The following is a 25,020-nucleotide window of genomic DNA, read 5'->3' on the forward strand; positions in this document are numbered from 1 at the left end:
CCTATAATCCCGAATTTGCGAAATGCCGGGGTGAAAATCTGTTTGATCCATATATTGCATTGCCCTGATTAAGGATATGCTAGTCGCCATGACTGCATGGGGCAGTCTCGTGGCCATGATGGCCAGCTTCACCATTTGTTTGAAGATTGAGCGATCATGCAAGCACCTGCTTCCGCCATTGAGATTGCGCGCCAGACCCTGATACAACTTTCCTCGCGCAAGATACCTCCCACGCCAGATAACTTTCGTATCGTTTACGACGAAATTGCTGGCGTGAAATCCATTGATCAGGCCAATGAGTTAGCCAATGCCCTGAATGAAGTATTGCTGGTGGCTGGCGTGCAAAGCCCTAAATGCTTGGCGGCAGCGCAGGCGATCAAACAGTCTGTGGATGCTGGCAATTGGACGCGCTTCAAGGAGCAGTTAGGTAACTTGTTGCCGCAGGCTGGTGCGAAAGAGGAAGTGACTTGGCCCACGGCATTGCGGCATTTGCTCAAGCAACTGGAAGCCAGCCACAAGGGCGTGACCCTTAGCCGCAAACGTGAAGGTTTGCAGCGCCTGTTGACCAATTTTGAACAAGACCCGGCATTGCCGCAGAAAGTTCATGCCCTGGCAAGCTCTTGGGGTGCTGGCATCAGTGAGGACTTGGTGGAGGATGCACCACCATTAGATCCCACAGGTCAGCCTACATTTTCTGCGCCAACGGAAAGCGAACGTGAGCCAGCACGTGTCTACTATGCCCGTATCGCAGACCATTGGCGCAATATGCTGATGCGTACCATCAAGCTCATCGTGATTCCCCAGCTTGCGGCATGGCCAGAAATGGCACAAAAAGCCGAAGCCTTGCTAGAGGATATTCGTATTGCCTATGCGGAAAACGATGTATTGAAGCAAGCAGAAACCCTGAAATCAGTGCTATTCACGCTGGAAATGCACGGTGACACCCAGCAGCGTACTCATGAAGGTTTGTTGCAATTGCTACGTCTGCTGACGACTAGCATGAACGAGCTAGTGATGGAGGATCAATGGCTGCATGGACAGACCATGATCGTGCAAGAACTGCTGCAAAGGCAGTTGTCGCTGGATATGCTTTATGACGCTGAAAGTAGCCTGAAAGAGCTGATCTTCAAACAAGGGCAACTCAAGCCACGCTTGCTGGATGCACGGGACTCGATGAAGAAGATGGCGGAAGTATTTGTAGGGCGTTTGGCGGACTTGGTGGACAGCACCAATGAGTACCAGGAGAAAATCGATCATTACAAGCAGAAGATCACAGCGGCAGAAGATATTGTCGAGTTGAATGCCTTGATTGATCGCATGCTGGAAGATACACGTAGTATCAGCTTCAATATTCGTCAGTCGCGCGAGATACTCACGGAAACCCAGCAGCGGGTGATTGAGTCTGAGCGACTAGTGCAGGAGCTGACCGCCAAGCTGGAACATGTGAATGAAGTTGCCCACGAGGATTTCCTTACCGGCACCCTGAACCGGCGAGGCATGGAGCAGGCACTTGAGCGCGAGTTTGACCGAGCCAACCGGCATGCCACGCGCCTGAGTCTGGCGATGATGGATATTGACCATTTCAAGCACTTGAATGACCAGCTTGGACATGCCACGGGCGACAAGGCTCTGGTGCATTTATCCAAGGTGATCAAGGAGTCATTACGCAGTACCGATGTGCTGGCTCGCTATGGTGGCGAAGAGTTCATCATCATCCTGCCAGGCACCGGGGAGGCAGAAGCGGTCGAGATCATGAAGCGCGCCCAGCGTGACCTCACACGTAATTTCTTCATGCTCAATAATGAGCGCGTGCTCATCACCTTCAGTGCCGGTGTGGCAGAGCGTGAGCAAGATGAGCTTGCCGAGGCATTATTGCCCCGGGCGGATCGGGCGCTATATCACGCCAAGCAAGCGGGCCGTAACCTGGTCATTGGCGCAGCGGATATTGCTTCGTGATGTGCACTGGACATGATCTACGTGGCTTTGCTATGACGCTGCTGGCATAGACTCTGCATGCATCACGCATGGTCGCTGGTGCATGGCTATGCTAGCATCATGGGACTTCTCCATGGCCGTATCATCGTGGTGCCTTCATTTGTTAATAACCTGACATACGCTATTGATTACACTTAAACGCCTGAAGTACCTCGCACTGGGCATGCTGATCCTCTTGATTGCTGGCATTTTTATTGGCGGTGAAGCGCCTGGGGCCGGGTCTCTATTCCCTCCGCCTTGGGATAAAGTGGTGCATTTCTTCGCTTTTGGCACTATCGGGGTGCTCACCGGGCTGGCTTTTGTCAGGCTGCCTTTGTTAGCGGTATGGATCATCGTGGTGACATTGGGTGCCGCAGATGAATTGCATCAGCTGTTTATCGAAGGGCGGCAAGCTGGCCTGGATGATTTGGTTGCGGATGCCTTGGGGGGGCTGGCTGCTTTGCCGGTGATAGTCTTGTTAAGGCGCTGGTTGAACCGGTATTTCTGAGCGCTGTTACAGCGAAAGTGGATTGCCGTGATGTCATGAATCCGGCGCATTCTTTACAATAGCAGCATGTCTTCTGCTGCTTCTTTCCCGTTACGCAATATTGCGTTCCTCAAATTACTGGCTTTCCGCGTCAGCATCACGTTTTCTTACCAGATTATGGCCGTGGTGGTGGGCTGGCATATCTACCAGATGACGCGTGATCCTTTGTCACTCGGCCTAATTGGCTTGGCCGAGGTGATTCCCTATTTTTGCACGGCACTGTTTGCTGGCTATGCGGTTGATCATTATTCACGTCGTATGTTTGGCGTCATGGCGAGCGTGGTGCTGGTGGTCAATGCCTTGGTGTTAGCCGCCATTGCGGCAGGGTGGTGGCTGCATCCGGGAGAGTCATCGCTGTTTATCTACTTTTCGATCGCCTGCGTTGGCTTTGCCCGCGCATTTATCGGCCCGTCTTATAGTGCCTTGTTTGCGCTGGTATTGCAGCGTCAGCAATTTGCGCGAGCAGCGAGCATAGGCAGTTCCGTACTGCAAACTGGGCTGGTGCTAGGCCCCGCTATCGGTGGCGGCATGATTGCGCTGGCTGGTATCAGCGCGGCATATGCCTGTTCCGCAGTCTTTGCTGGGATTGCTGTGTGCGCCATGCTGAGTTTGAAAGTCAAGGAACCAGTCGTTGAACACAGTGCGCCAGTATTTGCTAGCATCGCCCAGGGTTTACGTTTTGTCTTCAGCAACCAGGTGATGCTGGGAGCGCAAGCGTTGGATATGTTTGCCGTGTTGTTTGGTGGTGCGGTGGCCATGTTGCCGATGTTTATTCACGATGTATTTCAGCATGGGCCGGAAGGGTTGGGGATATTACGCGCTGCGCCTGCCGTTGGCGGCATTGCCACCGGCATCTGGCTCACGCATCATCCCATTAATCGTCGTGCTGGCAGGATATTGCTGATAGCGGTGGCCGGGTTTGGGCTGAGCATCATTGCCTTTGCCCTGAGTGGGAGTTTTTGGCTTGCTGCTTTCCTGTTGTTGCTGTCGGGTATTTGCGATGGCGTGTCGGTGGTAGTGCGTACTACCATCATGCAATTGGTAACGCCAGATGACATGCGTGGGCGCGTGTCCGCGATTAATGGCATCTTTATTGGTTCTTCCAATGAGTTGGGCGCATTCGAGTCGGGCATTGCGGCGAGGCTGATGGGCCTAGTGCCATCGGTGATCTTTGGCGGTGCCATGACGATGGCGGTCGTGGGGATAGTGGCGCGTTTTGCGCCCAGGTTACGCCGCCTCAATATGCGCGACCTGCATTGAGGGCGCCCAAACACCTATTGGCTTGTTAGCGCAGCGTGGGGAAATAAGCCGGGTCGCTGAGTGCCTGCACCAGTGCATCGTAAATCAGGCGGATACGTTCCGGTACCGGGCCACGACGTGGGCGGTAGATATTCAAGTCCCAGCCCGGGGCAGCAAATTCATCCAGCACGCTGACTAGCTCACCTGATCTCAGTTGCGGCATCACCAATGGTGCGCCAATCTGGGCAAAACCTACACCATTCAGCACCAGTGAAACCTCGCTGTCGGAATCATCAATAATGAAGCTGGTGTGCTGAGGATTAATCTGCTGGCCGTCGGCAAAGAACCAGGGCCAATGCTTGCCGCTACTTTTGTCGACGAGGGCAATGGTGGGTAATTGGTGCAGGTCTTCCAATGTTTGGGGTTTGCCAACTTTTGCCACTAGCTCTGGCGTGGCAACGATGAGGAACGATACCTTGGCCAGCACGCGCGCCACGAAGCTGCTATCGCGCAGGAAGCCAACCCGTACCCCAATATCAATCTGTTGTTCTACCACATCGCTATGCATGTCCGAGAGGCGCAGGTCGATGGTGATCTGGGGATGCTCTTTTGCAATCTTGCTGAGGATAGGCTGTAGGAAATGCTTGCCCATCACCACGGGGGCGGTGATGCGCACAACGCCACCGATCTCTTGCTCCTGTCGTTTGCCGCTGGTGATGAATAAATCATCCACGCTGCTGATGGCGTCGCGTCCGCGTAAAGCCAGTTGCTCGCCAAACTCGGTAATGCGGATTTGCCGCGTATTGCGGTAGAACAAGGGCTCACCAAGTAGGGATTCCAGTTCCTTGATCGCTCGCGTGACGGCTTGCGGCGAGATGCCTAGCCTGGCTGCTGCTTCCTTGAAACTGGAGGCTTCTGCCGTCGTGCAAAAGATGCGCATCATTTCCAGCCGATTGAGCATAACAAATCCCGGTGAGTGTCCAAGGTTAATTATTCCACAAAGTGGAATTCTAAAATAAATATATTTCCATTTATAGAAAAGGGGAATTTCAGCATACTCGACGCATCCTATTGATAGTAAACGATATATTTATTTATATATAGCGTTTGCCAGCTTCAGAAAATAAGAAAGGAAATTTCATGGTTACGCTGGATATTAATGGCAAACGTCAGCAACTTGATGTGCCAGATGACATGCCCTTGTTGTGGGCCATACGCGATGTGGCGCAATTGACCGGGACCAAGTTTGGCTGTGGCATGGCGCTGTGTGGTGCATGCACTGTGCATTTGGATAATGAGCCAGTGCGTGCTTGTGTCACGCCGATATCGGCAGCGGCAGGCAAGCGCATCACCACCGTGGAAGCCGTGAACGAAGATAAGGTGGGCAAGGCGGTACAGGCTGCCTGGCTGGAGCTCGGTGTCGCGCAGTGTGGTTATTGCCAGGCTGGCCAGATCATGTCTGCCACCGCACTGTTGCGTAGTACACCTAACCCCACTGATGACGAAATTGATGAAGCCATGAGCGGTAATATCTGCCGTTGCGGTACCTATCCGCGCATTCGTGCCGCGATCAAGCACGCAGCCAAGGAGGGTGCAAAGTGAGCGAGACATTGATGGTGGATTTGCCCGACCTTGGCCGCCGACGCCTGTTGAAGGGCATGGGGATTATTGGCGGGTTGGCGTTGACAATAGGCGTTAATGGCTTGGTGCGAGCTGCGGTGGAGGAGCCTAAGAAATACGGTGGCGATGCCATGCCAGGGGGCCTGAAGGAGGATGTGCTGGTATTTGTCTCTATCGGCACCGATGGCATCGTCAACATCGTGGCGCACCGTTCAGAAATGGGCCAAGGTGTGCGTACCAGCTTGCCATTAGTGGTTGCTGACGAAATGGAAGCGGATTGGGCGCGGGTTAACGTGGTGCAGGCCGAGGGTAACGAGGCGCGCTACGGCAACCAGAACACCGATGGTTCGCGTAGCATGCGCCACCATTTCGAGCCTATGCGTCGCATCGGCGCGACGGCACGCATGATGCTGGAAGCGGCGGCTGCCGTCACCTGGGGCGTGCCGGTGAGCGAAGTGCAGGCCAAGCAACATCAAGTCATCCACAAGCCCAGCGGCAAGACGCTGGGTTATGGCGAGCTGGCAACGGCAGCGTCCAAGATACCTGTGCCTAGCAAGGAGCAACTCAAGCTCAAGCCTGCGTCGGAATTCCGTTATATCGGCAAGCAGAACACCCGCAATATTGATGGCCAGAAGATCGTGACGGGTGCTACGCATTACGGTATTGATACCCGCCTGGATGGCATGCTGTATGCCGTGGTGGCCAGGCCACCTGTCTTTGGTGGCAAGGTTAAAGCATTTGATGCCAGTGCTGCGCTCAAGGTGCCGGGCGTGGTCAAGGTTATCGAGCTGCAAAGCAGCAATTTGCCGCCACTGTTCCATCCGCTGGGTGGTGTTGCCGTGCTGGCAAGCAATACCTGGGCAGCCATCAAGGGACGCGAAGCACTGAAGATAGAGTGGGATCACGGTGCAAATGCCAGCTATGACTCTGCGGCTTTCCGCAAGACGCTGGAAGAAGCTGCGCGCAAGCCTGCCAAGGCGGTGCGTAACAACGGCGATGCCGTGGGCGTGCTGGCCAAGGCCAAGCAAACATTTGCAGCGGAGTATTACCAACCGCATATTGCCCACAGTACTATGGAGCCGCCAGCCGCGACGGTTCGCATCACCAATGGCAAGTGCGAGGCCTGGGCCTGTGTGCAGGACCCGCAGGCGACGGTGAATGCCGTGGCAGGCCATCTGGGCTTTAAGCCTGAGAATGTCCGCGTCAATGTCACCCTGCTCGGTGGCGGTTTTGGCCGCAAATCCAAGCCGGATTTCGTCGTCGAGGCTGCATTGCTGTCGCAGGCCATGGATGGCAAGCCGGTCAAGGTCACCTGGACGCGCGAGGATGACCTGCATCACGATTATTTCCATACCGTGTCACTCGAACGCATTGAGAGCGCGCTGGATGCCAAGGGCATGCCGACCGCATGGCTGCATCGCACTACCGCGCCTACCATTGCCTCAACTTTTGCCGAAAATGCCAAGGGAGGTGCACCGTTCGAGTTGGGCATGGGGGCCGTGAACCTGCCATTCAATATCCCCAATATGCGCGTCGAAAGCCCGGAAGTGCCCGCGCATACGCGTATAGGCTGGTTTCGTTCGGTATCCAACATCCCGCATGCTTTTGCGACCGAATCATTCATCGCGGAATTGGCACACAAGGCAAAGCGCGATCATCGTGATTACTTGCTGGATTTACTCGGCCCTGCGCGCAAGGTTAATCCAGACAGTATTTCCGATAGCTGGAACTATGGCGAATCCCCAGAGCGTTACCCGCTGGATATTGGCCGTATGCGTCACGTTGTTGAGCTGGCGACACAGAAAGCTGGCTGGGGGCGCAAGCTGCCCAAGGGACATGGTTTGGGGCTGGCATTTTGCTATAGCTTCGTGACTTATGTCGCGGCCGTGGTTGAAGTTGTGGTGGGCGATAACGGCGAGATCAGCATCCCGCGCGTAGATATCGCCGTGGATTGTGGTCCCCAGGTCAACCCTGACCGTATCCGTTCGCAAGCCGAGGGCGCGTGCATTATGGGTGCCAGCCTGACGCTGACCGGCGAGATCAGCTTCAAGAACGGCGCGGCGCAGCAAAGCAATTTCCATGAATATCAGGTGATGCGGATAGACGAAGCGCCACGTGAGATTCATGTGCACCTGGTTGAGCACAAGCTGGATGTGCCACTAGGCGGGATTGGTGAGCCTGTGACGCCGACCATGGCCCCCGCCATCTGCAACGCCATTTTTGCGGCAACAGGCAAGCGTATCCGCAGCTTGCCTATCCGTGATCAGTTGAAGGCCTAAATCGTGCACGCACCCGAGCAGGAAGTCCTGGAGCATGCCCTGGCGTGGTTACGCGCAGGGCATCGCGTGCATTTATGTACCGTAGTGCGCACCTGGGGCTCATCCCCACGTTTGCCTGGTGCCATGCTCGCCTTACGTGATGATGGGCAGTTATTGGGCTCGGTCTCTGGTGGGTGTATTGAGGATGAGTTGATTGATCGCGCCCGCGAGGGCCGCCTGCCCGCAGTGAATGGCTTGCTTGAGTATGGCGTGAGTCGTGATGAGGCGCAGCGATATGGCATTCCGTGTGGAGGCCGCTTGCAGATTTTTGTCGAGCAATTGCAAGAGGCTGAGCAGGTGCTGCCTATTCTCGAGAGCCTGCAACAACGCAGGCTGATCCGTCGCTCTGTGCGCCTGGGTACTAACGAAGTGGTGTTGGGCGAAGCCATGCCAGGCGCAGTGGCTTGCCTGGAAGATGACTGGTTTCACCATTATTTCGGCCCGCAGTGGCGTTTGCTTATTATTGGTGCTAACCAGCTTGGCGCCATGCTCGCCAGCATGGCACAAGCCTTGGAGTTCAATGTGCTGCTGTGTGATCCGCGTGAGGAAATCCGGGCACAGTGGCAGGTGGCTGGTGTGCAATGGTGCGAGGGGATGCCGGATGACGTGGTGCTGGAGATCGCGCCTGATGCGTATACAGCGATTGTGGCTGTCACGCACGATCCCAAGCTGGATGACATGGCTTTGTTGGAGGCCTTGCGTTCAGAAGCCTTCTACGTGGGTGCCTTGGGTTCCAAGCTCAACCAGGAAAAGCGGCGTGAACGCATGCGCATGTTTGACCTCAATGACGAGGAAATTGGCCGCCTTCATGGCCCGGTCGGCTTGCCTATTGGTAGCCGCACTCCGGCTGAAATTGCGGTGGCTATCCTCGCCGAAATCATCCAGATCCGTTCGCAACAACGTGCCGCGGCGTTGGCTAGCCAATCGATAGCCCATGCCTTATCCAGCAACAATGCTTGCGCGAGTTGAGTAGTACCTAACTACGCCACGTCTATAATCTTTGCAGGTCTTCCCAGGTATCCAGGTCTTGCAGGATGCCTGGATCATCACATTCCACCAGCGTGATGGCATCTACATGCTGGCGCAACACCGAGCGCGCGCCTTCATCACCTTGCAGGGTGGCCAATTCGGCATAAAAACGCTTGCTAAAGCCTACTGGGTGGCCGCGCAGGCCTTGGTATGTTGGTGCCACGATAGGCACGCCTGATGCCAGCTGTTGGGCGAGGGTGGCAATGGTTTCTGGGCGGATAAAAGGCATATCTGCCAGTGCAATCACGATGGCATCGGGTGGTGTGGCACGGAACATGACTTGTCTCACTGCAGCGGCTAGGCTATCAGCCATTTCCTGTTGATCTGGCTCACAGGTAAGAATGTCCAGCCCAGTTTCACGCAATAGCGCTGGTAGCCTTGGGGTTTCTGCGCGCACGACGGCAAGGCTTTGCGGTAATGCTGCCAGGAGGTTTTGCGCAGCAAGCTGTGCGATTGGTAGCCCAGAGGGCAAGGGATGCAGCAGTTTGTTGCCATGCAGAAAGCGGCGGGAGTGACCCGCTGCAAGCAGGATACCAACGATATTCATGTCATGGCGAAGGCTGTGTGACAAGGCTATACGATACACCCATGCGTGCGACCTCGGCGACATCCTTGCTCAGCAGCAAGTGATTATCCTGGAGTTCGGCGAGAGAGAACCATTTGGCCTCCAATGCATCATCGGCGGCCATCGGAGTGCCGGAAAGCCATTGGCATAGCACGGCGATCAAGACAAAGTGCTGTTGAAGTTGCTGGTTGTCTGCCAGGGCAAATGCATCCACTGCGGTGAGTACTTGCAAGGCTGCGCCATGAATGCCGGTTTCTTCGAGTAGTTCGCGCACGGCAGCTTGTTCCAGCGTTTCGCCAACATTGATTTTCCCACCGGGAAAGCCCCAGTAGCCTGCATCGGGCGGATTGGCGCGCCTGACCAGCAATACCTGCTGTTCGTGGACGACAACAGCAATGACGGCAGGCACTGGGTGGGACATCAGCGTGAACTCATGGATGCTGGTAGCCACTTAGCCCACGCACGACATCAGGCGCTTGGCTCCGCTGGTGCTTCTGTCGGCTGGGTTGCAGCCGCGGCAGGAGCTGCTTCCGCTTTAGGTTTGCGCGGCTGTTTGCGGCGCGCTTCCAGCGAGCGTGCCTGCCCAGCATCACGGGCTGTTACCTCGCCTGCAGGGTTGCCTTCCAGGTCAACGCGCGGTGCGCCCTCGACGATACTGGCCCAATAGCGTGTACCACGGCACCAAGTCTTCACGGCATCCGTGATGGCAGCTTCTTCCAGGCCTAATTCCTGAGCTTTGGCCAACAACTCCTGATGGATGCCAATCTTGAGCGGCAGCTTGGGCGCTGGATTCTTGGGGAATGCCTTGGGGAAATGCCTTTGCAGCCTGCCGATGGTGAGCACTACTGGGTCAACCGGGTTCTCAGGTTTACGTGGCGCGGCGGCCTTTGGTTTTGCATGAGGCTTGGCTGGACGTTCTGCCTTGGCCTTGGCTGCCAGTTGTTGTTTCAGTTCTGCGAGTTGTTCAAAGCCCATAGCGGTGTTTTGTAAAGAAAAAACGCGATTCTACTACTGAAAGCCAACTCGCCAGAAGGTTATTACATCTCCTTGCCCTACAATCTTGCTCTCTGGCGCTGGGCGCTGGCAAAACTGGCAGCTTTTCCGCGCGCTAAAACTCATCAAGCGGCTTCTTGCACTGGCGTATCCAATGCCTGTTTCAATCGGTAGATAAACTCCCTGCGTACGCTGCTCTTGTCTGCAGGATTGACTTGAAAGCGGGCGCGTAGCACGGCAGTTTCGTGATCCATTTGCTCTACCCCGGCGACTTCGAGGTCGCCATCTAGCTTGGATTTATACGCATCATCCTGGCGTAGTTGGGTGCCGATTTCGCGCATGGTATGCAGGATATGGCTGAAATCACTGGCAATGGGCACTTTGATGTCGATCACGGCATAGGCAAAGCCGCGGCTCATGTTGCTCACTGTGGTGATGACGCTATTGGGGATGAAGTGTACTGTACCTTCATAATCGCGCAGGCGGATATGGCGCAAGGTAACTTCTTCCACCGTGCCTTTCTTGCCTGCGGCCTCGATGGAGTCGCCTTGGCGTATCTGGTTTTCCAGCAACATGACCAGGCCGTTGAAGTAATCCTTGACCAGGCTTTGTGAGCCAAAGCCGACCGCCACGCCCACAATCCCGGCTGCCGCCAGCACGGGGGCGAGTGAAATGCCGAACTCATGTAGGACTTCAATGAAGGCGATGGTGCCGATGACGATCGTGGCAATGTAGCTGATTACGCGGCCCAAGGTCTCAATACGCTTGAGCTCTTCCAGGTTTTGTTGTGCATGCAGGCGCAGCCTGCCCTTGAGTAGCTTGATTCCCTTGTTACACAAGCGCATGAGGATGATGGCCGCCGCGATGATGAAGAAAATGCGCAGCGTAGACACGATGAGCGGAATGATGTTGTCGGGTGTACCGAGGGAGGCGAGGAAGGATTGCATAAATCTCCTTTGCGATGAATGAGGTTAAAGCGCTAGCCAATAAAAGCCCAGCGGCGGGATTTCCAGCGTGCCGCTCTTGGTCGACAGGATGTTGCCGCTATATAGGTCCTTGGTTTCGCGGTGTTCAAACAGGTTGACTGCTTCAAGCTCCTTGAGGTTCAGGTGTTGCGGCGAGAGATCGAAATTGGCGATGACCAGCACGCGGGAGTGGATGCCGCGCGAGGTAAAGCGCAGGAAGGTGAACAAGTGCGGGTTGCTGGTCTCGAAAATCTCGCGGTTGTTGAGGTCGGCAAATGCGGGAATCTGCTTGCGCACCGCCAGCATTTTCTGGATGGCGGTAAAGATGCGGTTTTCCACCGTGCCTGGCTCATGGCGGCGCGCGGCCTTGTTCCAGTCCAGCGTGGGGCGGTGCACCCAGCGGCTGTCGTGGTGCTTGTTCTCGTCATCCAGGTAGGTGTTGTCGTTGAGGGTGCCGATCGCGTCACCGTAATAAAGCAAGGGAATGCCGCCAAACGAGGCAATCATGCTGTGCAGAAGAATGATGGTGCGTATGCTGGTGTCGATGGCATGCTCATCGTTTTTCAACAGTGCGGTTTCCAGGCCAGCGAGCGAGGCTAACGAGCCTGAGATGCGGGCGTCGCCAGTTTTGGGGTTGACGCCAAAAGCAACACCGGTGGCTGTAGAGCCGGGATAGGCACCGGTATAGTAATCAACCATGAAGCGGCGGTGCGCTTGCGGGTCGTAGCCCGAGGCGCGGATGTCGTTGTCGTCGAATCCCAGGCCGATGTCGTCATGGCAGCGCACATAGTTGAGCCAGGTGGCGCGATCCAGCTTGGTGGGCAGGTTACGCAGACCGCGGTTGAGCAGCAGGGTTTTCTTGGTGGCGACGGCTTCCCACAACAGCGCCATGTAAGTGGCGTTGTAGGCGATCTCGCATTCCTTGGCATTGACGGCATCCTCGCCAAAATACTTGATGATCTCCAGCGGGGCGACGATGGCTTCGGCAATGAACAAAGTGCCAGGGGCTGTGACCTGGCAGCAATCTTTCATTAGTTGCAGGATCAGGTGGGCTTCACGCTCATTCTGGCTGGCAGAGCCGATTTTCTTCCAGAGAAAGGCCACGGCATCCAGGCGCACGACATCTGCGCCGTGGTTGGCCCAGAACAAGATGATGTCGAGCATCTCAATGAAGACGGCCGGGTTCTTGTAGTTCAGGTCCCACTGGAAATTATTGAACACGGTCATTACCCAGCGCTGCATGTCCTCATTCCAGGTGAAGTTGCCAGGGGCTGTCTCGGGGAACACCTCGGGCATGGTTTCTTCAAACAGGTCGGGGATTTTGCGATCGCTGTAGGTATAGTAGTAATCCTGGTATTTCTTGTTACCCTTTTTGGCCTTGATGGCCCATTCATGTTCATCCGATGTGTGGTTGACCACCACGTCGAGCACCAGCAGCATGTCGCGGCTGCGCATGTCTGTGCTGAGTGCATCAAGGTCGGCCAGGGTGCCGTATTTGTCGTCTATCTTGCGGAAGTCACGCACGGCATAGCCGCCGTCATTGCGCCCTTTGGGGCCATCAAGAATGGGCATGATATGCACGAGGTTGATGCCAAGCTCCTGCAAGTAATCAAGTTTGTCATGCATGCCATTCAGGCTCTGCGCATACTCCTGGCAATAGAGGGCATAGCCGACCAGTTTCTGGCTCAAAAACCAGTCATGGTCCCTTTCCCGCGCCAAGTCACGCTGGCGGAATTCTGGTGGGCGACTGACGTATTGCTTGGCCATCACGTCCACCAGTTTGTGCAGTTGCACGCGGAAATCACGCCTGTCGCCATAGAGTTGGTGGAACAGTGAGTGGATGGTGTAGAAGTTGGCACCCAGGCGGATATAGAAGTGCTTTAGGTCTTCACAGCCCACCTTGGGGTCCAGGCCAATCAGGATATCGTTCAGTAGTGAATGCGAAACTTGTTCATACATACCGTGATACTTTCTTGTGATGACGGGTGAGGCTAGCGCTCACCAACAGGAATGGGTTTGATCTCATCAAAATGGTAATGGGCAATACCTTCAAGAATGCCAGCGGCATATTGCCCCTGGGCAAAGTAGACTTGCTCCATGCCGCGCAACTTGTCCAGTTCCTCGCTATGATTGCCTACTACCACGCCCAGCGTGTCGCCAACCAACATCTCGTGGTCGTTGCCCGAGTCGCCAGCCACCAGGAAATGCCGCACCGGAACTCCCCATTTATAGGCCAAATAACGAATAGCGTGGCCTTTGGAAGCGCGGATGGGCAAGAGGTCGAGGAATTCGTTGTGCGAGTAGATGAGTTGCGCGAATAGTTGCTGGTCGCGCAGGCGGCGGTTGATCTCTTCGATGGGCAGCATCTTGCCTGGATCGACGATATAGCTGAGCTTGAATTCGCGCTGGTTTTCCGCCGCTTGCAAGGTGAGGCCCGGGAAATCTTTCATGGCTTCTTGCAGTGCTTCACGACGCCATTTATGGCGGATATGGTTGGCCCAGCCGGTATCGGGGATCAGGCGTGCACCATAGTGGATTTCACTCCCGACAGAGCTAATGAGCACTTCAGGGATGGGTACCTGCCATTGCTTGAGGATAGCCACTGCGCTGTCTATCGGGCGACCAGTGGCAATACCGAAGGCAAATTTGCCCTTGTGTTCCTTGAGCCAGCTGACCAATTGGCGCAGTGAGCGCTTATCGCCTAGCAAGGTATTGTCAATGTCGCTGATCAAGGCGGAATTGACCAGTGGCATATAAGACTTTCCAGAGTCCAGCGTGATGACGAGCTGGCGCCGCCAGCGCTTGCGGTCGCGCCGCAGCACGTGGCGTACCTGCTTCATGTAGGTATTCACATGGGCAGGCCAGTTGTAGTGGCGCTTGATGCCTGCGAGGCCATTCTTGGCCCAGGTGCGCCAGCGTTTCTTGTCAGCCAACACCTCTTTTAAGGCATCTGCAATCGCGCTACTGTCCAGCGTATTGGCGAGCAGGCCGCTGCGGCAATTGTGCACAATGTCGCGCGGGCCGCCGTCGTCTGGCGCGACAAATGGCAGGCCGCTGGCCGCGGCTTCGATCAGCGTGAGGCCAAATGGTTCGGTGAGGGCTGCATTGACGAACACCCCGCGGCGGCGTGCTGCCAGGCGGTAAAGCTCAGGGATATCCTCTTGCGAGACATGTTTGGGGATGGCGACCTTGCCCCAGAGATCGTAGCGATCAATATCCAGGAGCAATTCCTGCATGACTTGTTGCTGGGACTCTTCCAGGTCGCGAATGTCGTCGCGGGTGCCAGCGATGATCAGCAGGTTGGCTTGTTGTTGCAGTTCTTCACTTTCGCCAAAGGCTGCGATCAAGCCCTTGAGGTTTTTGCGTACTTCCGGGCGGCAGATAGTGAGGATGAGTGGTTTGTCTGGAGCGGAAAAAAAGCGGTCTATGCTTTCTTGTAGTTCCTGGGAAATTTTCCGGCGGCCAGGGGGCGAGAAACGCGTGGTATTGGTACCGGGTGGGATGACACGAAAGCGCTGGTGGTCGAAGTGTCGGTAGAGGCTGTATTGCTCATCAATCTCCTGTTGCGTACTGGTGATGATCATGGAGGCATGCTCCAGCACAGATTCTTCAGCGGCAATCCGGCGCTCGAAATTGAATTGTCGTTCTATCGTGGCAGCTTTGCGGCCCGATGCAAGCAGGCGCTCACGCTTTGGGTGCCCGAGCGAGTGCCCGGTATGCACCTGTGGGATGCCGAGCAGTAACGATAACTGCTGCCCGACATAGCCTGCATCGGCATAGTGTGTATGTAGCAGGTCGGGTAGTCTCCCGCCCTGGTTGCGCAGGAAATGCAGGCATTGGTCTACCATTTGGTCAAGATGCGGCCAGAGGGACTCCTTGCGTAGGTAGCGTTTGGGGCCGCAAGGCAGGCGGATGATGCGCGCGTTGTGTTCCAGCTGCTCCTCAGGGATGCTGTAATCCAGTGGCAGGCTGTCATCGTCGATGCGTCGCGTGAGCAGGTCGACTTTTTCTACGAGAGGATGTTTGCTCAAGGCGCGGGCCAGTTCGACCACATAAGTGATTTGCCCCCCAGTATCGGCATCACGGCCCAGTTCGAGGTTTTCGGAACGGATCAGGCCGTGCATGCTGATCATGAGGATATAGATTGGGCGCTCACCGGGGGCACTCATAGCTGCCATGCCTTTTTGTATGGCGCGTAAAAATCTGCAGAGCTGGGCGCTGCGCCACGCACGCCGCAGAGCGCCGCGGCAAATTGATTGGCGCGTTCTAGCGTGATATCGGCAGGCCAGCCCTTCAGTATGCCGAGGATAAAGGCCGAAGCGAATGCATCGCCTGCGCCCACGGTGTCGGCAAAGGTTTTAGGCGGTTCTGCACCATTGACCGTGCTGATGTCGCCTACATGATCCATCACCCATCCGCCTTCCTCGCCCTCTGTCACCAGCAATAGATCAAGGTTAAAGCGCTTGATCAATGCGGCGGCGTGTTCCTGCGCAGTGCGCCCGGGCAGTCGTAGCATGTTGACCAAGGTCGCCAGCTCTTCATTGTTCAGCTTGACGATATCGGCGCGTAGCAGCGAACGGCGCACAGTGTGCTTGTCGTACCAGGGATCGCGCAGGTTGATATCGAGAAAACGCGGGCTGGTGCCGTAGTTGAGGAAGTTATCCACGGCCAGACGTGATTCCATATTGCGTTGCGCTAATGTGCCGAAATACACCAAGTCTGGCTTGGTGGCCATGGTCACCATATGAGTGACGCCAGCATGGATGTAGTCATAGGCCTGGGCTGGCAGGATGTCGAATTCGTGCCCGGTTTCGGTGATATTTACCTTGACTTGCCCGGTCGGATTGACCGGGTCGATTTGCACCCCGCTGGTATCCATATCCAGGTGCTGCATTTCATCCAGCAGTTCGCGGCCCAGCTCATCCTGGCCGATACGGGTAATCATGACCGGGTGCAGGCCAAAGGCTTGCAGGTGGCGCGCAACATTGAAAGGTGCGCCGCCAAGCACGCTGCCATCGGGAAAAACATCGGCAAGCACTTCGCCGAAAATGGCAACCGCATGGCCGTTGTGTTGCTTGAAGTCACGTTGAGGTAGTGCCACTGTTGCTCCTTTATTTATTATTTACAGCAGCTGACAAAACCCATCTGTTAGATGCCTTACCTTTGCAAGGGTAAAGCACCCGGATGACCAGGTTGGGTTTTGTAAGCCGCTCTTATCAGGGAGCGCAAGGCGGGGTGACAATCGGCAGGTAGGCTCTCAGACGACGATGAGTGTGCTCCAGTCGTTACCAACTTCATTGAGCAGTCGAGCAAGCGCCTTGCTCTTGCTACGGTAGTTGTCTGTGTTGGCTTCCCAGCGTTGCTTGACCGATTTGTGTATTGGCCCAGAGATGGTACGCACATGCTCTTCACGGGCCAGGTAAATGCCTTTGCGCTCATTGTGTTGCTGGTCATGTGCATCAGGTTGGATGGCATTCTTGAGATGAGGTTCAAAAATTAAGCCGGTTTGTTCTGCTTCGCCTATCATCCATTCTGCCGCACAGTAGCTTAAACCGGGCTGAGGGTAGCCCCCGCCAATATCGGAATGCACCCCGGAAAACCACACTTGTTTCAAGTCCAGCCCAGGTTTTTCGCTCCACAAGGTAGGCTCGAAATCCTGGCGATTTTCATCAATGGATACGGCATGGCGCGCATGCAGTATGATCTTGCTGGGCTCGGTATCGTGGAACAGGAATTCGCGTTCGCCCAATGTGCCCCAGAAGGGAATGGGAATGCCAAGCGCCCCTACCGTATCCCAGACGCCAACAAACTCGATGTAGGTAATATCAGCGACGGCATAGGCCAGGCGGAATGCCGTGGCTTCGGGGGCATTGGGGCCGCTGCTGCGGGAGCGTTTTCGATAAAGCTTATAGGCCTCGCTGATACGGCCTGCATGTTCCCGCTTCAGCAAGCCGCTATTGCGGATAAAACCGGCCAGCGAGCGCACGGTGTAAGCACCGCGGCTGAAGCCGAAGAAATACAACTGATTACCGGGATCGTAGTTGTGCACGAGGAAGCGGTAGCAATCCATGATGTTCTTGTCGATACCCGCACCCGTAATGCCTGCGGTGATCTTGTTACCATCCGAGCCTATGCCCCAGTCATAAAATGCCACCTGTTCCGCGCCATTGGCATTCGGGCTCACTGCCTGCGCCATGTATAGCACATTGGTGGGCTGGGATTGCTCGGGTGAATTCCAAGTGCCATCGGCAAAGATCGCGATTCTTTTCATGGTTGCTCCCCTTGTGTCAGTTAGTGAATCAATGCGTTTCCTTTTGCTGCGAGATGGTGGTGATCAGTTTGGATGATGCTGGAAATAAAAAAACCACAGTTGCCTGTGGTTTTTTTGAAGTGCTTACAGCGTATTGCTGAATAACTGCAAGGCCAGCTGGTAGCCCGTGGCGGCAAGCTGTGGATCGTAGCGTTCGCCCTCATCACGCATGAAAGCGTGCTGGCCGTTGAACTCGTGCCAGGTGAAGCTGAGGCCTGCGTCCGTCAATTGTTGGTAAACCTGCACGCGGCCTGCTGTTGGGATATGGTTGTCCTGCTTGCCCCAGATCATGAGCAACTCGCCCTTGATATCGGCCAGGCGTTCCATGCTGTGTTGTCCCGGCTTGTTGGGGATAACCTGGGTATGCAGGTCGGTAGCGTAGAAGCAGGCAGTGGCCTTGACTTCGGGTTGCAGGGCGGCGCGGAATGCGAGGTGGCCGCCGATACAGAAACCTGCGGCACCGATGTTGCCGTTGAACCAGGGCTGGGTTTGTACCCATTCGATCATGGCACGGTTGTCGCTGTCGTAACCTTGCACATCCTTGGCAGACTTGTCGGCATTGCCCTTGTCGCGGCCTGCGTCGTCATAGGCAAGCACGGTGCCAATCGGGTTGAGTTCGTGGAACACTTCGGGTACTAGCACGGCATAGCCGTGGCCAGCGATGATCTTGGCAGCACGTTCGATTGGGCCGGTCTGCTGGAAAATCTCGGAGTAGAACAGGATCGCAGGGAAACGGCCTTCGCCGGCAGGGCGGTGCACATAGGTGCGCATGGTGCCGGTTGGGGTTTCCAGGTCGACGATATGGCTTTGAATCAGCATTGCGTGGCTCCTCCCACAAAAATAATTATCAATGAACTGCCTATATTCTATCGCGCCGGAGGCGATTCCGGCAGGGCTATGCAGCAGATGTGGGGTGAAGCGTTGGCAAGCCAGCCCTACAACAGGGCGTTGGGCTGGCTTCAGGAGGGCTTAGTTGGCGGAGAGGCAACTCTTCATGAAGGTTTTGCGGGCATCACCAGTCAGGCTCTTTTTGCCTGCTTCGGCATTACAGCTTTTCATTTTCTGTTGCTGGGTATTGCCCGCGACTTCAGGTGCACCGGAAAGGCAGTTCTTCATGAATGCCTTGCGCTCGTCGCCCTTGAGACTTTTTTCACCTGCTGAGGCGTTGCATGATTTCATGCGTTCCTGCTGGCTATTGGCGGGGGTATCGGCAGTGGCGGATAAGCATGATTTCATGAAATCTTTGCGCGCATCACCGCTCAGGTTCTTGGTGGCTGCCTCGGTATTGCAGGATTTCATTTTCTCCTGCTGCGGGTTGGCCTGGGCAGTGCTGATACAGAGAATAGATAACAACAGGGTGCTCATTAGCAGTTTCATTGCAGGAGTCTCCTCGTGGGGGTGATTGCGCCAAAGGCTGGCGTTGGGGATTACCTGCTTATCTTACTGCGAATTCCGGCTGGTGTAGTGAGCAGAAAAGTAGCGATGACAATTGTTGACTAAAAAAGCTTTTCCGCGATATCCATGATCATATGCTGAATATAGATGACGCCTAGTGCCAGCGCGTTGGCGATGCGTAGCAGAGATTGACTGAAAAACTGCATGGTGATGCTCCTGACTTCATGATGTTTTATCCAGGAAGCGCGTCAGGTCATGCATGATTTGCAGCATGATATTGACCTGTTGTTTTTGCGCCTCCGCGTTACCGGCAGGATTGAGTGCCTCGTCGTTGGCACTACTGATCTTGCTTCTGGCATAGCCACTGACATTCATGGAGAGCTTGATGGCTTTGTCGACATAGGCAATCCGACTCCAGTCGGAAATATACGCAAACTGTCGTTCTGGCCCGCGCAAGAGATCGTGCCCCAGTGCATAGTCAGCTACCGGGTTTTCCACGCCAAGATAAGGCATCAGGGTGGGCACGATGTCCATGTGGCTACTGAGTTGGTCGTGAACACCTGCTGGCACATCGGGTAGCCACAGCAACAACGGGGTGCGCACTTGCTCGTTGACGAAGGTGGAGTTGTGACCCCAATAGCCTCGCTCCATGAATTCCTCGCCATGATCCCCGACCAGTATGACAATGGTGTGATCCAGCAACTGGTGCTGTTCCAGGTAATCAAAAATGCGGCCAAACTGGCTATCAAGATGATGTACGGCATTGATATAGCGATTCTTGATCGGCTCGATGTCGTGCATCAGCGCTTCCCGGCTCAGGGTGGCGTAGTTGATGTCATCCTTGTACGGGCGGCGGATGACGCTTTCTTCAGGGAAGTAATAACGCGCATGCGGCGACTCGAAGAACATGAAGCCGAAAAATGGCTTTGCTTGATCGTGCGTGTCGATGAAATTCAGCAGGTCGCCGACATTCTGCCTGTCGTTCATCCAGCCTGGATGGCCGTTTTTTTGCAGGGATTGCATATGTGCAACGGGCACATGGCTGAAGATGGTGCGGTCAAACTCCGGGTAGCTGAACATGGCGCTGGTATACAGGCTCATGTCATAGCCCTGTTGCTGCAATACATCAATGATGGCCGCGCCGCGCTGATCACGCAGGAAGGGGAACCAATAATTACCCGGTAGCCCCGTGAACATGCTGAACACGCCCATGCGCGTGCCGTTGCCGCCACTGTAGTTGCGGGTGAAGCGTTGTGCTCGCTGCGCGAACTCCCAGGTGCGCGGCATGACTTCGGGGTTAAGCATATCCGCGCGCCAGGATTCTGCCGTGAGCCAGAGGATGTTGTATGGCTTGGCGGGAGCCTTGATGGATAATGGGTTCAAGGGGTAATTCAGTCGGCCATCAATGCGCAGTTTAGGCCGTTCAGCAATATTCATCCCCAGGTGTTTGAACAGCCCTTTGGCGGTGACAGTCTGGAAGAAAGGCACTTGCTCGGCCAGCTCTGTCGTGGCGGTCTTGCCCATGGCATCTTGTGCTGCATAGCCTAGGTGGACGCCTACAGTTGCCAACAGTAATAGCGTGCTGGCCCGTTTCAGGGAAGGAGCCTTGGTTGTCCGGTGTTTCTTGCCAAGAATGTGAGCCAGAAACAACAAGGCGACTTGCAGGATAACGAATCCGGCAGCAATCAAGCCGAAACCCAGGCTGGATTCTGCACTGCCGCCTAACGAGTCGATACCTCCTGGCGTTGTCACCAAGTTGATAATGAAACCGTTGATGAAGGTGCCATACAGCGTATAGAGCTTGGCATTGGCATACAGTAGCAAGGTGGTGACGCTGGTGGTGAGCACGCCCGTGACGTATGCAGGCCAGGTATGCTTGCGTAATAACCGATAGACAAGCCAGGTTAATAGCGCCGAGGGAAGCAGATAATAAGCGCTATAGCAAAGCCAGCTTGCCGCAACAAGGATAAAACTGGTGAGGCCTGCTTGCCATGCTTCTTGTAACTTGATGCTATCTGAGGCAAGCAATGCGACGGGAAAATAGCTGAGCAGATAGAAGTAAATCAAGCGGGTGGAGGTGTTTAGGCTGCGCATTGGATACATGACGTCATGAAAGTCATGTATCTGTCGCAATTCCAATGCCAAGATGTAGGTGATCTTTGGTACAGTTTTCTGGCTATGTAAATCAGTGAGTTATATTCTATTGAAGTGTTTGAGAATGTTAATTCATGTAAATTTTGCAGGCTTGTATTCAGCTACCCTGCAAAATTTACATGAATTAACGGATGTAAAAACCAGGAGGTAATGTGATGCAGCAATCATTGCAGCAGGCCGTTGAGCTTGCATTGCATGACGATTGGGATGGGGCGCATGAGATCGCGCAAGCGTCTAACGAGGTGACGGCACACTGGATACACGCTGTGCTGCACAAAATCGAGGGAGATGAGTGGAATAGCCGCTATTGGTATCGGCGTACCCCGCATGAGTATGAGGAGTATGCCGACCCAAAGGCGGAGCTGCGTGCGATTGCCGCAACCTTGCAAGGCGGGGAGTGAAGACTCCCTCGCCTATTTGCGTGCTTATACCTTGAGTTGCGGACGATCAGGTTCTGGCCAGTCGGTATGGAAGAACTGGCCGCGTGGCTGGTCTGTGCGTTCGTAGGTGTGGGCACCAAAGTAATCGCGTTGTGCCTGCAACAGGTTGGCAGGCAGTGTCGCGCTACGGTAGCCATCATAGTAAGACAACGCTGCGCAGAATGCCTGCGCCGGGATGCCGTTACGCACCGCCAGCGAGACCACTTCGCGCCAGCTTTCCTGCCCTTCATCGAGTGCTTCGGTGAAGTAAGGGTCCAGCATCAGGTTCTTCAGGCGTGAATCCAGCGCATAAGCATCGGTGATTTTTTGCAGGAAGCGGGCGCGGATGATGCAACCGCCGCGCCAGATTTGCGCGATCTCACCGAAGTTGAGCTTCCAGTTGTAAGCAACCTGGGCTTTGTCCATGAGCTGGAAACCTTGGGCGTAAGCGCAGATCTTGGAGCAATACAGCGCATTGCGGATGGCCTCTATCAGTTTCTCGCGGTCAGCTTCCAGTTTGATGGTGGGGCCCTTGAGAATGGTGCTGGCTTCCACGCGTTCATCCTTGACGGTAGACAAGGCACGCGCAAACACGGCGGCGGCGATCGCATTGGCAGGTGAGCCCAGTTCCAGTGCGTTGGCGGCAGTCCATTGGCCAGTACCTTTCTGGCCTGCGGCATCCATGATCTTGTCGACGAGGAAGCCGTCACCGGAGGGGTCTTTTTGTTGCAGGATGTCGCCGGTGATTTCGATCAGGAAGCTCGACAGTTCGCCCTTGTTCCATTCCTCGAATACCTTGCCGATCTCGTCTGCACGCATGCCGAGCAGGTTCTTCATTAGCCAATAGGCTTCGCAGATCAACTGCATGTCGATGTATTCGATGCCGTTGTGCACCATCTTGACATAGTGGCCAGCGCCATCAGGGCCAATATATTCGGCACAGGAGAAGCCGCCTTGCACGGGCTTGCCAGGCTCTGCGCCTTCAATTGGCTTGCCGGTGCGCGGGTCTACCTTGGCAGCAATGTCGCGCCAAATCGGTTCGAGCGATGACCATGCCTTGCGTGTGCCACTGGGCATGAGCGATGGGCCAAAGCGTGCACCTGTTTCACCACCTGATACGCCTGAGCCAATGAATTCCAGGCCTTTCGCCTTGAGCTCCTTCTCGCGGCGAATGGTGTCAGTCCAGAGCGCATTGCCACCATCAATGATGATGTCGCCTTCTTCCAGGAAAGGAATGAGGGCGTTGATGGTGACATCGGTGGCGCTGCCTGCCTTGACCAACAGCACGATTTTGCGTGGGCGCTTGATGCTTAATACAAAGGTGGCGAGGTCTTCAAAGCCTTTCAGCTTGGCGGCGGAAGGCTCGTTTTCCTTGCAATGTGCGGTGAATTTGCGTGTTTTTTCCGGGTCGCGGTTGTAGACGGAGATCGTATAGCCGTGATCTGCGATGTTAAGTGCTAGGTTCTGCCCCATGACTGCTAAACCAATGAGGCCAATATCTGCGGTATTTGTACTCATAATGATTGCTTCTTGTTAAGTAGGGTGGATAGAAACGAGAGCTACAACAGCGCACGAGCCTATACAGCTCGGTAAAACAGCTCCCAGCCAAGACTATAGACCTTTATGGAGGAACCTACAAAGCCAAAGTTCCGGGAAATTTGGAATTTATTAAGGCTGTTATGGATTTGTGGGGCGAGCGCCAGCAATATGAGAGATAAGATTGAGGCGGCGATTGAGGGTGTGGCCAGCAATCAATAGCAGACTACCCGGTATCGTCACGGCAATTTCGGCTGCTGTGCTCATGGGCAGAAAGGCTGCGCTACCCACCAAGGCAAGGCCTGCTGCGAGCAATAGGCTGGGCTTGCCATCACCATGATGACGCCAGCCTGACCATGCACCAAAAATAGCAGCAGGTAATAAGGCGATGAATAGCCATACATGCACGCTCTCATCCAGAAACACGGAAAGCGGCAATACCATGGCCAGCAATGGCAGCACCGTACAGTGGATCAGGCACAGCATGGAGACAAAGTTGCCGAATTTGTCCCAGTTGACGAGTTTTATGATGGAGAAACGGATGATGTGCATCACAGTTGCAGATTGGTATGACAGGGAGATTCTAGCGTAATGAGGATTAAAAAAGCAACTTTGTTGCAGAATTGTGATACATGTTATCCCGGCGTTGGAAGATAGCTAGTGAGTTGCAACAGCCTGCTATCTTCCAACGTGCATGCATTACCCTTGGTTGCGCCTACGCCAACCCATGGCTGCAAAAGCACTCAAGCCTATCAACATCAAGCCGTAGGTGCTGGGTTCTGGCACCAAGGCAACATTATCTAGCAAGCCGGTATCTGGACCAGATTGATATTCAGCACGGATTTTCAATGCACTTAAGTCTGATAGCACGGCGAGTAGTTGCTCATCGCTCGCTGCAGAGCCATTCAGGCTGCTCACGCGCCATCCTTCTGATGCAATCAATGGCACAGCATAGGATGTCCATGCACCATTGGCAGGATAGTAGCCTGTATCAAATACCAAGGTGAGTCCTGCACCTTGCAGGATGACATCACCGTCTTCAAATTGATTGGGTGAGCCAGGATAGATTTGTTGCAGGTCAAAGGTCAGGTGAGTGCCAAATGCCGCGCTTTGATTGCCCAGAAATTTTGTCGGAGCGATAAAGAATGTCACACCGCCAATGGTCTGGTCATCAATGCTGACATAACCACCAGGATTCCAGGTCAGCGGGCCGCTGGCGTCGCCAGCGGCTGTCCAGCCATCATCGCCAGTAGAAAAGTTGCTGCTGGCAGCAAAGGCGGTGGAGTTCAGGAGGGTTAAGCCAAGGATGCTGATGAAGACGTGGATTTTATTCATTGATCTCTTACTCCCTTGTTTATAAAGTTAATTTGCATTGTGACGTTAGGCTTCCTGCCCTGGCCATACAATAGTCCGATTGGACTACGATATTTGCCTTGAATCTTTACCCGGAATTACCAAGCTTTACATTAACCCTACAAACTTAGGCTCAGCCTTGCCAGTCTTACTGTTACTTTCCAAGTAAGGGATGAATCGAGGTGTATGGTGGCAATGTCAAAACGGTTGATGACGCTTTTAATGCTGGCTGGTAGTTTGCTGCTGAGTGCAGGTGTTCAGGCTGATCCTTGGCATGGAGGTCACCGTCATGGAGGCCCCAATGTTGGTTTCTATTTCGGTCCTGGTTTTTATGGCCCGGGCTGGGGGCCATATTATCCCCGTCCGTACTATGTCGTCCCACCGCCGATCTATCCCTATTATCCACCCGTGGTGGTGACGCCTGCACCTGTCGCACCGCCTGTGTATGTTGAGCAGACGCCGCAGCCAAGCGCGGTGCCAGAGGTGGCTGATAGTGGCTATTGGTATTACTGCAAGCAGCCTGAGGGATATTACCCTTATGTGAAAGAGTGCCCTGCTGGCTGGCAGAAGGTTGCACCTCAACCTGCACGGTAATGGAGGGAA

General features: G+C 54.8%; 23 protein-coding genes. 8 read left to right on the top strand and 15 right to left on the bottom strand.

The features are described from left to right. The first annotated feature begins 156 nt into the window (after positions 1-156). The 3 genes from ACIKP9_RS10600 to ACIKP9_RS10610 all read left to right on the top strand — a co-directional run bounded on the left by ACIKP9_RS10600 (position 157) and on the right by ACIKP9_RS10610 (position 3,781). Positions 157-1,956, top strand: a complete 1,800-nt coding sequence (locus ACIKP9_RS10600) for a GGDEF domain-containing protein (protein WP_400882453.1) — start codon at positions 157-159, stop codon at positions 1,954-1,956. Positions 1,957-2,119: 163 nt separating this feature from the next. Continuing rightward, entirely contained in the window at positions 2,120-2,482 is a 363-nt protein-coding gene (locus tag ACIKP9_RS10605) for a VanZ family protein (protein WP_400882456.1), read from the top strand. Between the two features lie 66 nt (positions 2,483-2,548). Further along, positions 2,549-3,781 (top strand): MFS transporter, encoded by a 1,233-nt coding sequence (locus tag ACIKP9_RS10610; protein WP_400882459.1) that lies wholly within the window; start codon positions 2,549-2,551, stop codon positions 3,779-3,781. Between the two features lie 25 nt (positions 3,782-3,806). On the opposite strand, the gene ACIKP9_RS10615 is transcribed toward ACIKP9_RS10610, so the two are convergent. Further along, complete coding sequence (locus tag ACIKP9_RS10615) at positions 3,807-4,721, bottom strand: LysR family transcriptional regulator (RefSeq protein WP_400882462.1); 915 nt, start codon at positions 4,719-4,721, stop codon at positions 3,807-3,809. A 179-nt stretch (positions 4,722-4,900) separates the two neighbouring features. On the opposite strand from ACIKP9_RS10615, the gene ACIKP9_RS10620 reads away from it, so the two are divergent. From ACIKP9_RS10620 to ACIKP9_RS10630, 3 genes are read left to right on the top strand one after another with little or no spacing between them, the layout of a single operon-like run. Further along, positions 4,901-5,362 carry a (2Fe-2S)-binding protein gene (locus tag ACIKP9_RS10620; protein ID WP_400882465.1) on the top strand — a complete coding sequence of 154 codons (462 nt, stop codon included), beginning with the start codon at positions 4,901-4,903 and terminating at the stop codon, positions 5,360-5,362. Then, on the top strand, positions 5,359-7,659 hold the full coding sequence (locus ACIKP9_RS10625; protein ID WP_400882468.1) for a xanthine dehydrogenase family protein molybdopterin-binding subunit: 2,301 nt from the start codon (positions 5,359-5,361) through the stop codon (positions 7,657-7,659). The genes ACIKP9_RS10620 and ACIKP9_RS10625 overlap by 4 nt, the downstream gene beginning before the upstream one ends. A gap of 3 nt (positions 7,660-7,662) precedes the next feature. Continuing rightward, positions 7,663-8,667, top strand: coding sequence for an XdhC family protein (locus tag ACIKP9_RS10630; RefSeq protein WP_400882471.1), 1,005 nt, complete (start codon positions 7,663-7,665; stop codon positions 8,665-8,667). Positions 8,668-8,689: 22 nt separating this feature from the next. Here ACIKP9_RS10630 and ACIKP9_RS10635 read toward each other — a convergent pair whose 3' ends face one another. From ACIKP9_RS10635 to ACIKP9_RS10685, 11 genes are all read right to left on the bottom strand, one after another. Beyond that, entirely contained in the window at positions 8,690-9,274 is a 585-nt protein-coding gene (locus tag ACIKP9_RS10635) for a nucleotidyltransferase family protein (RefSeq protein WP_400882474.1), read from the bottom strand. 1 nt (position 9,275) lies between these two features. Then, on the bottom strand, positions 9,276-9,743 hold the full coding sequence (locus tag ACIKP9_RS10640) for an NUDIX hydrolase (protein WP_400882476.1): 468 nt from the start codon (positions 9,741-9,743) through the stop codon (positions 9,276-9,278). A gap of 17 nt (positions 9,744-9,760) precedes the next feature. Further along, entirely contained in the window at positions 9,761-10,267 is a 507-nt protein-coding gene (locus ACIKP9_RS10645; RefSeq protein ID WP_400882479.1) for a ProQ/FinO family protein, read from the bottom strand. 143 nt (positions 10,268-10,410) lie between these two features. Then, the gene (locus ACIKP9_RS10650) at positions 10,411-11,232 is read right to left on the bottom strand and encodes a mechanosensitive ion channel family protein (protein ID WP_400882482.1); all 822 of its coding nucleotides are present in this window, start codon (positions 11,230-11,232) and stop codon (positions 10,411-10,413) included. A gap of 24 nt (positions 11,233-11,256) precedes the next feature. Next, positions 11,257-13,209, bottom strand: coding sequence for an amylosucrase (locus ACIKP9_RS10655; RefSeq protein WP_400882485.1), 1,953 nt, complete (start codon positions 13,207-13,209; stop codon positions 11,257-11,259). Between the two features lie 32 nt (positions 13,210-13,241). Further along, a complete protein-coding gene (locus tag ACIKP9_RS10660) occupies positions 13,242-15,419 on the bottom strand; it encodes an HAD-IIB family hydrolase (RefSeq protein ID WP_400882488.1) in 2,178 nt (725 codons plus the stop codon). After that, positions 15,416-16,351, bottom strand: a complete 936-nt coding sequence (locus ACIKP9_RS10665; protein ID WP_400882491.1) for a carbohydrate kinase family protein — start codon at positions 16,349-16,351, stop codon at positions 15,416-15,418. The genes ACIKP9_RS10660 and ACIKP9_RS10665 overlap by 4 nt, the downstream gene beginning before the upstream one ends. 156 nt (positions 16,352-16,507) lie before the next feature. Beyond that, the gene (locus ACIKP9_RS10670; protein WP_400882494.1) at positions 16,508-17,521 is read right to left on the bottom strand and encodes a DUF2235 domain-containing protein; all 1,014 of its coding nucleotides are present in this window, start codon (positions 17,519-17,521) and stop codon (positions 16,508-16,510) included. A gap of 123 nt (positions 17,522-17,644) precedes the next feature. After that, positions 17,645-18,379, bottom strand: a complete 735-nt coding sequence (locus tag ACIKP9_RS10675) for a dienelactone hydrolase family protein (RefSeq protein WP_400882497.1) — start codon at positions 18,377-18,379, stop codon at positions 17,645-17,647. A 150-nt stretch (positions 18,380-18,529) separates the two neighbouring features. Then, positions 18,530-18,937, bottom strand: a complete 408-nt coding sequence (locus ACIKP9_RS10680; protein ID WP_400882500.1) for a PsiF family protein — start codon at positions 18,935-18,937, stop codon at positions 18,530-18,532. A 240-nt stretch (positions 18,938-19,177) separates the two neighbouring features. Beyond that, positions 19,178-21,100 carry a sulfatase-like hydrolase/transferase gene (locus ACIKP9_RS10685; RefSeq protein ID WP_400882502.1) on the bottom strand — a complete coding sequence of 641 codons (1,923 nt, stop codon included), beginning with the start codon at positions 21,098-21,100 and terminating at the stop codon, positions 19,178-19,180. A 164-nt stretch (positions 21,101-21,264) separates the two neighbouring features. Between ACIKP9_RS10685 and ACIKP9_RS10690 the strand changes: the two genes are divergently transcribed. Next, positions 21,265-21,510 (top strand): hypothetical protein, encoded by a 246-nt coding sequence (locus ACIKP9_RS10690; protein WP_400882504.1) that lies wholly within the window; start codon positions 21,265-21,267, stop codon positions 21,508-21,510. Positions 21,511-21,534: 24 nt separating this feature from the next. Here the strand turns inward: ACIKP9_RS10690 and gndA are convergent, their stop codons facing one another. The 3 genes from gndA to ACIKP9_RS10705 form a co-directional block, all read right to left on the bottom strand. Continuing rightward, on the bottom strand, positions 21,535-23,046 hold the full coding sequence (gene gndA, locus ACIKP9_RS10695; RefSeq protein WP_230348493.1) for an NADP-dependent phosphogluconate dehydrogenase: 1,512 nt from the start codon (positions 23,044-23,046) through the stop codon (positions 21,535-21,537). A 159-nt stretch (positions 23,047-23,205) separates the two neighbouring features. Continuing rightward, positions 23,206-23,616 carry a MerC domain-containing protein gene (locus ACIKP9_RS10700; protein ID WP_400882507.1) on the bottom strand — a complete coding sequence of 137 codons (411 nt, stop codon included), beginning with the start codon at positions 23,614-23,616 and terminating at the stop codon, positions 23,206-23,208. A 147-nt stretch (positions 23,617-23,763) separates the two neighbouring features. Further along, positions 23,764-24,399 (bottom strand): laminin B domain-containing protein, encoded by a 636-nt coding sequence (locus ACIKP9_RS10705; RefSeq protein WP_400882510.1) that lies wholly within the window; start codon positions 24,397-24,399, stop codon positions 23,764-23,766. Between the two features lie 213 nt (positions 24,400-24,612). Between ACIKP9_RS10705 and ACIKP9_RS10710 the strand changes: the two genes are divergently transcribed. Beyond that, complete coding sequence (locus ACIKP9_RS10710; protein WP_400882512.1) at positions 24,613-25,011, top strand: hypothetical protein; 399 nt, start codon at positions 24,613-24,615, stop codon at positions 25,009-25,011. Positions 25,012-25,020: the final 9 nt, after the last annotated feature.

This window comes from Methylobacillus methanolivorans (assembly GCF_044751345.1).
Lineage (GTDB): Bacteria > Pseudomonadota > Gammaproteobacteria > Burkholderiales > Methylophilaceae > Methylobacillus > Methylobacillus methanolivorans.